This window comes from Trebonia sp. (genome assembly GCF_049794275.1).
In the GTDB taxonomy this organism is placed as follows: Bacteria; Actinomycetota; Actinomycetes; order Streptosporangiales; family Streptosporangiaceae; genus Trebonia.
On sequence record NZ_JBARCR010000387.1, the window covers coordinates 1 to 12,558 of the forward strand.

General features: G+C 68.1%; 8 protein-coding genes. 5 read left to right on the forward strand and 3 right to left on the reverse strand.

The genetic code is table 11. The features are described 5' to 3' along the window. Positions 1 to 250: 250 nt before the first annotated feature. Complete coding sequence (locus tag WA805_RS10505; protein WP_422276585.1) at positions 251 to 514, reverse strand: hypothetical protein; 264 nt, start codon at positions 512 to 514, stop codon at positions 251 to 253. Positions 515 to 699: 185 nt separating this feature from the next. Continuing rightward, positions 700 to 915 (reverse strand): hypothetical protein, encoded by a 216-nt coding sequence (locus tag WA805_RS10510; protein WP_422276556.1) that lies wholly within the window; start codon positions 913 to 915, stop codon positions 700 to 702. A gap of 434 nt (positions 916 to 1,349) precedes the next feature. Between WA805_RS10510 and WA805_RS10515 the strand changes: the two genes are divergently transcribed. The 3 genes from WA805_RS10515 (at position 1,350) to ppk2 (ending at position 6,209) form a co-directional block, all read left to right on the forward strand. Beyond that, a complete protein-coding gene (locus WA805_RS10515) occupies positions 1,350 to 3,884 on the forward strand; it encodes a LuxR C-terminal-related transcriptional regulator (protein WP_422339602.1) in 2,535 nt (844 codons plus the stop codon). A 107-nt stretch (positions 3,885 to 3,991) separates the two neighbouring features. Then, on the forward strand, positions 3,992 to 5,338 hold the full coding sequence (locus WA805_RS10520) for a diacylglycerol/lipid kinase family protein (RefSeq protein WP_422276559.1): 1,347 nt from the start codon (positions 3,992 to 3,994) through the stop codon (positions 5,336 to 5,338). A gap of 4 nt (positions 5,339 to 5,342) precedes the next feature. Beyond that, a complete protein-coding gene (gene ppk2 / locus WA805_RS10525; RefSeq protein WP_422289055.1) occupies positions 5,343 to 6,209 on the forward strand; it encodes a polyphosphate kinase 2 in 867 nt (288 codons plus the stop codon). 158 nt (positions 6,210 to 6,367) lie between these two features. Here ppk2 and WA805_RS10530 read toward each other — a convergent pair whose 3' ends face one another. Further along, entirely contained in the window at positions 6,368 to 8,092 is a 1,725-nt protein-coding gene (locus WA805_RS10530; RefSeq protein WP_425242246.1) for a SulP family inorganic anion transporter, read from the reverse strand. Between the two features lie 811 nt (positions 8,093 to 8,903). Here WA805_RS10530 and WA805_RS10535 point away from each other — a divergent pair. Both WA805_RS10535 and arcC read left to right on the forward strand, forming a co-directional pair. Beyond that, entirely contained in the window at positions 8,904 to 11,528 is a 2,625-nt protein-coding gene (locus WA805_RS10535) for a LuxR C-terminal-related transcriptional regulator (protein ID WP_425242247.1), read from the forward strand. A gap of 128 nt (positions 11,529 to 11,656) precedes the next feature. Then, positions 11,657 to 12,558, forward strand: a 902-nt coding sequence (arcC, locus tag WA805_RS10540) for a carbamate kinase (protein WP_425242248.1), incomplete at its 3' end; no start/stop codon positions are given.

Sequence of the window (12,558 nt, forward strand, 5' to 3'; positions counted from 1 at the left end):
GGCCGCGAAGACGATCATCCAGTAGCCTTCGCCGCGGCTTGCGTCCCTGGTTTGCCTTATTGTCGCCGACGTCATTTCGGTCTCCCAAAGATAAGAATCGCCGGAATTTGCAAGTCCAGCCTGCCGAGCCGTCCTGGAATGTCGTCACCCTCGCAAGGGTGATTCCGCCGGTCCCCGGGCCGCATCTAATGTCCCGGGGCAGCCGGTGGTTATCGCAGGCCGGCAAGAGCCGTGAGCGGCAGCAGGCCCATCAGAGACCGGCCGCAAGCCCGACCTTGACCAGGACGCTGACGGCCAGCAGTTGCAATGCGTACGCGCTGGTCAGCGCGATACCCGCGGGCACGTACAGCGCGTACGCGAAGACCATCATCCAGCCGGTCGGGAACCCTCCGGCCCCACCCAGCGCGTGGCTGTTGTAGGTGTACAGCGAGTCGGCTGACGGCAGCCGCCGGGCGAACTCCGCGATGCTGACCGCGCAGCACACTGACGCCACCAGGGCGGTGAGGACGACCAGCGGAGCCGCCGACCCGTGTACCCACGGCGATCACCAGCCCGCCTACCACCGCGCCGGGCGGGGCCACGTTACTAACGCCGAACGCGGTCACCCGCGCCGATCCGATGGCCCGTGGGAAGTTCGCGGATCTCGGACTTGTCCGCACGGGCCCGCGTCTTCACTCGCCAACGGGTGACCTGGGCCTGTTATCGTTCGGGCGCCGCCACGAGACTCACGTCGATTACGTCGAGTCCCAGGCCGTTGATCCGCTCCATCAGCCCGGACAGAGCGCCCCGATCCGGCAGTTCGGTCCGGAGGGTGGTCGTGCCGGGACCTATGGTTACCTCGCAATCCTCGAACTCCGCGCGCAGCGTGGTGCCCGCCTGCCCCAAAAACGTGATCTCATACGTCTGTGCTTCCACCGGGTTACACCCCCCGGGCCTTTTAGCTGTTGTTTCGTGTCTCCACCCTGCCCGGCCGCCGGCCGCTTCGCAATCGCCCTATCGAGGGTGATCTGAGATTCGGCAGCAAGCCCATGCCCGTTGCGCATATTTTCACCAATCGAATCACCAGCCTCTCACGGCGCAGCAGAAACACAGCCCAGGTTCGCCCGTGGTGGGTGATGACCCCGTCTCCCGCGCCGTGGTCAAATAAGCCCGCGCGTTACGGTCGGACTCGCATCGGCAACTTGGGGACCACAGCAGCGAGGAACAGATTTATGGGCCTGGCGGGGCCCGGAAACCAAGGCTTTATGGCAGATGGCGCGACAGCTGGACACAGCCCCTTGCAGGGCACGCGGTTCGCGCGGACGAAGTTCCGGCCTCCGGCGCTGCTCACTACGCTCATCACAAGGTCTGTGCTGCATGACCGGCTGACGGCGGGAGCTGCTCAGCGGCTCACTGTTGTGGTGGGGTCGGCCGGGGCGGGCAAGAGCGTGCTGCTGGCGGACTGGGCGGCGGCGCGGCCACCCGGCATGACGTCCTGGCTGTCGTGTGACCGGGCCGACGTTGACCCGGTCCGGTTCTGGGCTGGCTTCGTCGAGGCGCTGCGGGCTATTGACCCGGGGTTTGGCGCCGATGCCGCCGACCTGCTGGCGATGGACAGGCGGATGTCGGCTGATGTTGCCGCGTCGGTCGCCAACGATGCCGCGAAGCTGCCTCCGGGCTCGGCGGTCATCGTGGATGACTTCCATTTCGCGGCGGCCGCGGTGGCTCCGGATATGACCGATCTCGTCGAGCACTGGCCGGCCAAGATCGTCCAGCTGGTGCTGGTCGGCCGCTCTGACCCTCCGCTGCGGCAGCACAGGCTGCGGATAACGGGTCAGCTGAACGAGATCCGCGACCGCGACCTGTACTTTTCCCTGCCCGAGAGCCGTAACCTGCTGGCGAAGTTCGGCGTTCAGGTGTCCGATGCTGACCTGGCGCTGCTCCATCACCGAAGCGAGGGGTGGCCTGCCGCTCTGCAGATGGCGGCACTGTCCCTGCAAGGAACGACGGACCCGGCGCGGCTGGCGCGGGTACTGGAGGTCGGCGGCCACGCCGTCGCCGACTACTTCGTCTCCGAGGTTCTCGAGCAGCAGCAGCCCGAGCTGGCCCAGTTCATGCTCGACACCTCCATCCTGACCGGGGTGCTGACCGCGGACGCATGCGCCGCGGTCACCGGACGGCAGGATGCGGCCGCGCTGCTGCACGCTATCAATGCCGCTCACCTGTTCCTGGAGGCACTCGACGACGACCGGACCAGCTTCCGGTACCACCGTCTGGTGCGCGGGGTCCTGCGCGCCGAGTTGCACGCCCGGGACCACACCGGCGAGCAGGTGCTTCAGTCGCGGGCGGCAGAATGGTTCGAGGCTGCCGGAGACGCCCAGCGTGCGGCCCACCATTATCTGGCCGCGCAGCAGGCTGACCGGGCCCTGGCGCTCCTGCAGGACCGAGTCGTGCCTGACTTCCTGCGCGTCCCGACGGCGCCGGAGCCACTGGTCTTGAGCACGGTCGATCCGTCGATGCTGGCCGGGAACCCGGAACTCCTGCTGGGCCTAGCCGCCGACCTCCTGTTGGCGGGTAATACAGCTCGCGGCGGTGAGTACCTTGACCTGCTCGAGCGCGGCGGGAAAATTCCGGCCGATTCGAGGCTGGCCGCCCGGTTCGCAGCGTTTCAGTCGTTCCGCTACGCGGTGGCCGGCCAGCTGGAAAGGGGTGTGCGGGCAGCCCTGACCGCCCGGACTGGCCAGGAGCGAGCGCAGCTCACCGACGAATGGGACATCACCGTCCCGCTGATCCTCATGCGCGCGTATACCTGTCTGGGCGACTTCCCTGCGGCCGAGCGCGAGGCAGCCGCAGCTCTCGCGCTACCCATGGTCACCGAACCAGTCACGTTCGTGATGGTGCCAGCTGCGCGCGCGCTGGCCTGGTTCGAGGTCGGCCAGCTAACTGAGGCGGCCGATGCGGCCAGGGCCGCCGAGGCAGGTGCGTGGCGGCTGGGATTCAGCGAGCATTTCTTCGCAGTGGACTATCTGCGCGCGTTGGCCGGCCTCGCGCTGGAACGCCGCGACCTCGACACCGCGGAGCAGCTCACCGAACAAGTACTCTCGATAACCGAGCAGCGTCGGCCGCTCTTCGAATTCCTGGCGCTGCTGGACCGGGCGCAGATCTGGGCGGCTCGCGGGCAGGCCCGCGAGGCGCTGGCCACCGTCGAGTCAGCACGGCAGGTCCTCGCCAAGGGGGCCAGCCCGGCGCTGGTGGCCCGGGCCGATGAGCAGGAGACGCTGCTGCGCCTGTCCCTCGGGGACCTGCGCTCTCCGGCTGAGCTGACCGGCAGGCTTCCTGGCGTCCGCCGCGAACTGCTGCTGGCCAGGATCGCCCTGGCCGGTGGCGATCACCACGCCGCGCAGCAGCATCTGCGAGCAGTAACACCGGGCGGCCTAACGCCGCGCCTGGCGCTGGTACACCAGCTACTGGTCGCCGCCACCGCGATCGAGCGCGGCGATCCCGCAACCGCGAGCATTCTGGCTGGCGCTCTGCACACAGCCCGCAGCCAGGGCTTTCTCAACACCGTGATCACCACCGCACCGCAGGTGGCCGGCTATGTGGTTGAGCACACGGGCCAGCTGCGGTCAGATCCGTTCATCGATCAGCTGGTTGCGGCGGCGCTCGAGGTGCGCGCCATCCAGCCTGGCTCCGCGCGGTCCAGCCGGGTGCTCGCCGAGTCCCTGACCGCTGCCGAGCAGCGCGTTCTCGCTCTCCTGCCGACCAGCACCTATCTGCAGATCGCAGGGACACTCGCCGTTTCACGCAACACGGTGAAGACCCACCTACGGTCGATCTACCGCAAACTCGGGGTGGCGTCACGCTCGGCGGCCCTCGAGCGGGCAGTCGAGCTGCACCTGCTCTGAGTCTGGCTGCTGGCGGCTCGGCCAGATCACCGAGCGAGGAGACTGGCCGCACAGTCACCCGGCTCTGGGTGATGCGCCAAGGGTCTTCGGTTCGCCATGATGCTGGTATGGCAGACGTGACGCCTGGCCTTGAAAGCACGCCCTCACAGCGCTGGCTGGCGCGTCTCAGCTTCGTGCTCGCGGGCGCGGCGATCGTGATCCTGGTGGTCGTCGCCGGGTTGAAGAGCCTGGCTATGCTTGGCGTGGGCGTGGCGGCCGCGCTGGTGGGCCTGGCCGCAGCATACGTTTTCCTTTCCCGGCGGGGCCTGTGGCGTTGGCTGTCGCTCGCGGTCTTCGTCTTGGCGCCGATCGCCGTGGTCGTCGTTTACGCGTTCAGGGACCTGCTGTGGGTCGCGGTCCTGTCGGCCGTGGTCTGGCTGCTGGCGGGCATAACCGCGCGGCTGGCGCTGGCCGGGAACCAGCCGGACTGGCGCATGCCCGAGCACCCGGCGCGACCGCCCGCCCGGCACCCGTACTTCATCATGAACCCGAAGTCCGGCGGCGGGAAGGTCGGGAAGTTCGACCTGAAGCGCAAGGCCGAAGACCTCGGCGTCGAGGTGTTCCTCATCGGCGGGTCCGAGCCCGTCGACGTGGCCAAGGTCGCTCGTGAGGCCGTTGAGCGGGGCGCCGATCTGCTAGGCGTGGCCGGAGGCGACGGCACGCAGGCCCTGGTGGCCGGCATTGCGGCCGGGTACGGCATCCCGTTCGTGGTGATCAGCGCTGGCACGCGCAATCATTTCGCGCTCGACCTGGGTCTGGACCGCGAGGACCCGTCCGCCTGTCTGGGCGCCCTGTCCGATGGCGTCGAACTGCGGGTGGACCTCGGGGTGATCAACGGTCAGACGTTCGTCAACAACGCGTCGTTCGGCGCATACGCCGAGATCGTCGAGACCCCTGCCTACCGTGGCGACAAGCTGAACACGACGCTGAATACGCTCCCCGACCTGCTGCAGGGCCACCGTGGGGCACGCCTGCGCGTACGGGCGGACAGCACGGAGATCGAGGCGCCGCAGGCGCTTCTGGTGTCCAACAATCCGTACGGAACCGGGGACATCGCGGGCCTGGGCCGTCGCGTGCGGCTGGATCGCGGCAGCCTCGGAGTCGTCGGTGTCACGGTAGGCAGCGCCTGGCAGGCCGCTGGCCTCCTCCGGGGTAAGCATTCCACCGGCGTGAAGGTGCTGACCACCAAACAGGTCGAGATCATCGCCGACACGCCGCAGATCCCGGTCGGCGTCGACGGTGAGTCGGTCTTGATGTCGACCCCGGTCACCTGCGCGATCTCCCCGGGCGCGCTGCGCGTCTGGGTGCCACGTGACCGCCCGGGCGTCCCGGCGCCGAAGCCCTCAGTGAGCTGGTCCAGGCTGCGGCACCTCGCAGGTGTGCCCCATCCGGGCCAAACTATTGATCGGAGGTAGCGCTATGGCCGCGAAGAAGAAGAACGCGCATGGCCGGCACGACGCGACGGCTCAGCCCTCGCCTGTCGCGAGGGAACAGGCCGAGGCCGGGCCGCACCCGAAGATGAGGCGGAAGGAGTACGAGCGGCAGATAAGGGTCCTGCATGGTGAGCTCGTGGCCATGCAGGAGTGGGTGAAGGAGTCCGGGGCCAAGATCTGCGTGGTCTTCGAGGGCCGGGACACCGCGGGGAAGGGCGGCACGATCAAGCGGATCACCGAGCGGGTCAGCCCGCGGGTGTTCCGGGTGGTGGCTCTGCCGACTCCGACTGAGCGGGAGAAGTCGCAGATGTACGTCCAGCGGTATGTCCAGCACTTCCCGGCGGCCGGCGAGGTGGTGATCTTCGACCGCAGCTGGTACAACCGGGCCGGCGTCGAACCGGTTATGGGCTTTTGCACGCCAGAGGACACCGAGCGGTTCCTGCAGCTGACGCCGGCCGTGGAGAAGGCCATGACCGATTCGGGCATCCTGTTGCTGAAGTACTGGCTGGAGGTCAGCCCCGACGAGCAGACCCGGCGGCTGGAGAGCCGTATCAATGATCCGCGGAAGATCTGGAAGCTGTCGCCTATGGACTTGAAGTCCTACAGCCGCTGGTTTGACTACTCCAGGGCCAGGGACGCGATGTTCGCCGCGACCGACACCGCGTGGGCTCCCTGGTACGTCGCCGACGCCGACGACAAGAAGCGCGCCCGGCTCAACGTCATCAGCCACCTGCTCAGCCAGATCCCCTACAAGCCGCTGGCCCACCGCGACATCACACTGCCCAAGCGGCAGAAGGACGGGGGCTACGTCCAGCCCGACCTGCCCTTGCGGCACATCCCCACACCGTTCTAGAAGACCGGCAAGCAAGTCCGCGGGAATTGGCGGCAATCGCTGACGAGGCATCCCGCCCGGTAGCGTGAAGTCGTCCCTGCATCGGGCCGGTGCCGGCTACGCGCCGAACTCGGATGTCGTCACCCATGCGCGGGTGATTGCGCAGCCTCGGATGCGCGTCAGGGCCCCGGCGCCGCCTGGTCGCCGGCCGCGGCCCCTCCGTCGGCGGTCCATTCGGCACCCGTTTCCTGGCGGAAGGCGGCCAGCGCCGATTCGATGGTCGGGAAGAAGTGGTTCGGGTCGATGGTGCGGGTGAGGCCGTAGCGTTCGATCTTGCGCCGTACCGGGTCCTTGAGCTCGGCGAAGACCAGGCTGATGCCCTGGGCGTTCAGCGTCTCGTCGAGATCTTCCAGCACGTCCGATGCGGTGGTGTCGACATCGGTCATGGGCTCAGCGGCGATGAGGATCCACCTCGGCGGCGGGTCGGCCCGGGCGAGCCGCCGGACCTGATCCCGGAAGGTGGTGGCATTGGCGAAGAACAGCGGGCTGTCGAACCGGTAGATCACCAGGCCGGGCAGGTGCTGCGCCTCCGGATAGGAGTGCACGTCGTGATAGCCTTCCAGCCCTTCCACGCGCCCGAGCTCGGTGTCATACGGCCACCAGGCCCGACCGAACACGTTGAGGATGGACAGCGCCACGGCGATCGCGATCCCGGGCAGCACGCCGAGCAGTGCAACGCCCGCGAACGCGGCGACCGACAGCAGGCACTCAGCTTTGCGCTGCCGCCACAACCGCACAGTGCCCGGGATGTCCGCCAGCGACAGCGATGCGGTAATCACGACGGCGGCCAGGGCCGGGGAGGGAAGGTTCCGGAACAGGCCCGGGACCAGCACGATCATCACGATGATCACCACGGCCCCAGTGACCCCGGTGAGCTGGGTCTTGGCGCCGGACCGTTCGGCCACCGCGGTCCGCGACCCGCTGGTGCTGACCGGGAACCCCTGGAACAGCCCGGCGGCCAGGTTCGCCACGCCGATCCCGATCATCTCGCCGTTGCCGTCGATCTCCTGCCCGGTGCGGGCGGCGAACGCCGATGCCGTGGAGATCGTATCGGCCAGGGCTACCAGTGCGATCCCGGCGGCCCCGGCGAACAGAGGTCCGAGGTCGGCTAGGCGGACGTGCGGGATGGTGAGCGGCGGGAACCCCTTCGGAAGCACCCCAACCAGGTCGACCCCGTGATCGGCGAGGCTGAACACGGTCGTCGCCACGATGGCGAGCACAACCATGATCAGCACGGCCGGGAGCTTGGGCAGCCAGCGCTGCAGGACCAGGATCAGCACGATCCCGGCGATTCCGACCGCGGCCGCCGCGGCTACCGCCTTGCCGTGCGCCAGGCCCTTGACGAACCCGTCGATCTCCCCGATCAGGTCCTCGGCATCGACCTTGAACCCGAACAGCTTGGGCAGCTGCCCGACCAAGATGGTCAGTGCCAGGCCGTTCATGTACCCGATCATGGTCGGCTTTGAGATCAGGTCGGCGATGAACCCGAGCTTGGCCACGCCGCCCAGGGTCATGATCGCCCCGGTTATGAGCGCGAGTATCGACGCCAGCGCGATGGCCCGCTTCGGGTCGCCGTCGGCGCCGGCCAGCGGCAGGATCGTCGCGGCGATCATCGATCCGAGCGCGGAGTCCGGGCCCAGCACCAGGATCCGTGACGGACCGAACGCCGCGTACCCGAGCAGGCACAAGATGGAGGTGTACAGCCCGGTGATCGGCGGCAGGCCCGCCAGTTCCGCGTACGCCATGCCCTGCGGCACCAGCAGCGTACTGAGCACTATCCCGGCGACGATGTCCTTGGCCAGCCACTCCCGCCGGTAGGACGCGACCATCCCGAGCCCGGGCACCCAGCGTTTCAAGGCCCGGTGAGCAGGCGGAGCCGCCACGGTCCCACGGCCGTGAGCAGTCATTGGCTCGCCGTCCCTCCAGCTGCGGATCGAAAGCGCCCGTTTGTGACGCCACGCCCGTCACGACTGTCTCTAGTCACAGTCTCATCCCGTAGGTGCCGGGGCGGGCTCACCCCTCCCGGGGTGAGTCACCGGGCTCGGTCATCGTTCCGGCGCCGCCCCCACCTGATGCGTGTCCACCACGGTGATGTCGCGGTCCTCGAGGTGCGCGCACATCCCGGCTGCCCGCCGAGGTCACGTCGAGCCCTGTGGTCATCTCGCTTCCTCCTGCGGTCTTCTTCGACACTGTCAGCATCGCACCCGGGTTCCGGGAGGAATAGATCATTCGGAACGGACTAGTGGTGACCGTCCAGGTCTCACCCGCCAGGGATGAGGCACACGGCATTGTCAGGTCCAACCATAGAGCGTGATGACCGGTGTGACGTCGCAGCGAAAACGGAGGGTGGCGGCATTGTTTGGCAGAAAGAATGGACGGCCGTGAGCTGTGCAAGATCCAGGAACGGATGCTGCACCTGCGGGACAGCATGGAGATCGAAGGCCGGACGGGGACCGGGTCGCGATCGTCCACAAAGCGATGATCGCGCCATTGCGGGAGCGATGGATAGCGAAGATGGACGATGGCCCGGAGCGAGTTGCCTCCTCATAGGGGACCTTGGTCCCTTGCACCTAGGCTCCATAGGAGGTTTACTTACGGCCTCGGAGTTTTCGGATTAGCTGGAAATTGCGATGGGACGTTTCGTAGGCGGACAGCGTGACCATTGAGCATGACGCGGCTCGAGATCCGCAATTCGCGCTGGCGAAGTTCAGCCCGCCGGCCTTGCCGGACACCCTGGTCGCGAGATCCAGCCCGCGTGACCAGCTGACGGCAGGGGCGAGTCGGCGGCTGACCTCTGTCGTAGGGTCGGCGGGGGCCGGCAAGAGCGTACTGCTTGCGGACTGGACCGAGTCGCGGCCAGCTGGCGTTACCGCCTGGCTGTCCTGCGACAGCGCCGACGCCGACCCGCTCCGGTTCTGGACCGGGTTCGTCGGGGCCCCGCGCGCCATCAAGCCGGCCTTCGGCCGCGACGCCGCTGACCTGCTGGCGTCGGACCGGCAGATGTCGCCTGACGTCATTGCGTCCATCGCCAACGATGCCGCCAAGCTGCCCGCAGGGTCGGCCGTCATCGTCGACGACTTCCATGTCGCGGCACCAGCGGTCGCGAGGGACATGAACGACCTGGTCGAGTGCTGGCCGGCCGAGACTACCCAGCTGGTGCTGGCCGGGCGTTTTGACCCTCCGCTGCGGCTGCACCGGCTGCGGGTCTCAGCTGAGCTGTGCGAGGTTCGCGATCGCGAGCTGTATTTCTCCCTGGCTGATAGCCGCGAACTGCTGTCGAACTTCGGCGTCCAGCTATCCGGTGCCGACCTCGCGGTGCTCCATCAGCGAAGCGAGGGGTGGCCCGCGATCCTGCAAATGGCCGCGCTGTCGCTGCGCAGCACCACGGATCCGGTCCGTGTGGCGAGGGCGCTACGGGTCCGCGGCCAGGAGATCGCCGACTACTTCGTCACAGAGGTCCTCGACCAGCAGCCACCCGAGGTGGCGCGGTTCATGCTCGACACGTCCGTCTTGAGCGAGCTCACCGTGGATACGTGCGCCGCGGTCAGCGGTGCGCAAGACGCGGCGGTGCTGCTGCACGCCATCGACGCCGCGCACCTGTTCCTGGTGCCAGTTAACGAGGAGCGGACCCGTTTCCGGTGTCATCGCCTGGTACGCCAGATCATGCGGGCGGAGTTGCGGGCCAGGGACCCGGCCCGGGAACGAATGTTGCAGCGGCGGGCGGCCGGGCATTTCGAGTCCGTCGGTGACATCCGCCGCGCTGCCCGCCACTTCCTGGCCGCACGGCAAGGCGACCGGGCCCTGGCCCTGTTGCGTGACCGGGTGGTGACTGACTTCCTGAGCGATCCGGCACTTCCCGAACTGCCGGACCTGAAAACGGTCGACTCGTCGGTGCTAGTGAACGCCCCCGATGAGCTGCTGGCGCTGGCCGCCGACCTGTTGCTGTCGGGCGACACGGTCCGCGGCGGCGAGTACCTTGACCTGTTCGAGAAGGCCCGGCCGTCGATCGAGCCGGAGTCGAAGCTGGCGGCCCGGGCGGCGGCGATCCGGTCAATTCGTTACGTGGTGACCGGCCAGCTGCCGATGGCCGTGGGTGAGGCCCTGCGAGCCCGGGCGATCCAGGAACAGACGCACCTCAGCGACGAGTGGAACGCATTTGTTCCGTTGATCCTCCTGCGCGTTTATTGTTGCCTGGACGCTTTCCAGGCCGTCGAACGCGAGTCAGCCGCGATCCTGGAGATGCCTTCATCCCCCGAACCGGCCAAACAGGTACTGGTACCTGGTGCCCTGGCGCTGATACGGCTGGAGTCCGGCTGCCTGGGCGAGGCGGCCGATGCCGCCAGATCCGCCGAAGCCGCCGCACGGCGGCTGGGATTCGACCGGCATTTCTTCGCCATAGATCACCTGCGCGCACTGGCCGGCCTCGCGCTGGAGCAGCGCGACACCGACACCGCCGAACGCCTTACCGAGCAGGTGCTGCACCTGTCGGAGCCGCAGCTGCCGCTCTTTGAGTTCCTCGCGCTGCTGGACCAGAGCCAGATCTGGGCCGCGCGCGGGCAGTTCCGCGAAGCGCTGGCCAGTATCGACTCGGCGCGGCTGGCCCTGGCCCATGCAAGCTCGGCGCTGCTGGCCCGGGCCGATGAGCAGGAGGCGCTGCTGCGCCTGTCGCTCGGCGACCTGCGCTCCCCAGCCGAGCTGGTCAACAGGCTTCCCGGCGTCCGCCGCGAACTGCTGCAGGCCAGGATCGCCCTGGCCGGCGGCGATCACCACGCCGCGCAGCAACACTTGCAGGCAGCAACGCCGGGTGGCCTGACACCACGCCTCGCGCTGGTGCGCCAGCTACTGCTCGCCGCCGTCGCGATCGAGCGCGGCGACCCTGCGGTCGCGAGCATCCTGGGAAGCGCCCTCCACGCAGCCCGCCGGCAGGGATTCCTGAACACCGTCATTATGACCTCACCCGAGGTATCGGCCTACCTGGTCGAGCACGCCGCCGAACTATTGCCAGACCCGTTTATCGAGCAGCTGATCACCGCGGCTCTCGAGGTGCGCTCGGCCCAGGACGGTGCCGGCCAGCCCGGCCGGGTGCTCATCGAGCCCCTGACCGTTGCCGAACAGCGCGTCCTCGCGCTCTTGCCTGCCAGTACCTGTCTGCAGATAGCGGACATCCTCTACGTTTCGCGCAACACGGTGAAGACCCATCTGCGGTCGATCTACCGCAAACTAGGGGCGACCTCGCGCTCACAGGCCCTGCGGCGGGCAGCCGACCTGCGGCTGCTCTGAATCACCCTCGATTGGGTGACGAACTCATCAGATCGCCCGGCGAACATCAAGGAGTCAGGCCCGAGCGGTCAGCGCTCGCGCACCCTGGCAGACGACTCGGCCAGATCACCCGAGCGAGGAGGCTGGTTATGAGGATCGTGATCGCGCTGGGCGGTAATGCGCTGCTAAGGCGCGGTGATCCGATGACCACCGAAGTCCAGCGGCGGAACATCAAGATCGCGGCGGAGGCGATCGCGCCGCTGGCTGCCGGGCACAGCATCGTGGTCGTGCACGGCAACGGCCCGCAGGTCGGCCTGCTGTCGCTGCAGGCCGAGGCGTACGCCGGTGCCGAGCCGTATCCGCTAGACGTGCTGGACGCGGGCACTCAGGGCATGATCGGCTATCTGATCCAGGAGGAACTGCGGAGCCTGCTGCCGCCGGAGCATCAGGTGGCCACACTGCTCACGATGATCACGGTCGATCCGGCCGACCCGGCGTTCGCACATCCGACCAAGTTCGTCGGCCCGGTCTATGAGAAGGACGCCGCTGACAAGCTGGCGGCCGGGAAGGACTGGACGTTCCGGCAGGACGGGTCGGCCTGGCGCCGGGTGGTGCCCTCGCCGGAGCCGCGGCAGATCCTGGAGATCCAGCCGATTACCTGGCTGCTGGAGCGGGGAGCCGTGGTCATCTGCGCAGGGGGCGGGGGCATCCCGACCGTGAACCCGTCGTCAGCTCCCGGTGCTCTGCGGGGCGTCGAAGCGGTCATCGACAAGGATCTGGCCAGCGAACTGCTTGCCGAGGACGTGCACGCGGACCTGTTGGTCATGGCCACCGACGTGGACGGCGTTTACCTCGAGTGGGGCACGCCGCGGCAGCGGAGGCTAGACCGGGTGACGCCCGGGGAACTGGCCGGCTATCAGTTCGCGGCCGGGTCGATGGGCCCGAAGGTCGAGGCCGCGGCTCGTTTCGTGGCCAAGACCGGCGGGCGCGCGGCGATCGGCTCGCTGGCCGACATCGCCGGGATCATCGCGGGGACAGCCGGCACGAACGT

Bases quoted from the DNA above. Each gene is read 5' to 3' on its own strand.
- ppk2 (WP_422289055.1), top strand. From the start codon at position 5,343: ATGGCCGCGAAGAAGAAGAACGCGCATGGCCGGCACGACGCGACGGCT.
- WA805_RS10520 (WP_422276559.1), top strand. From the start codon at position 3,992: ATGGCAGACGTGACGCCTGGCCTTGAAAGCACGCCCTCACAGCGCTGG.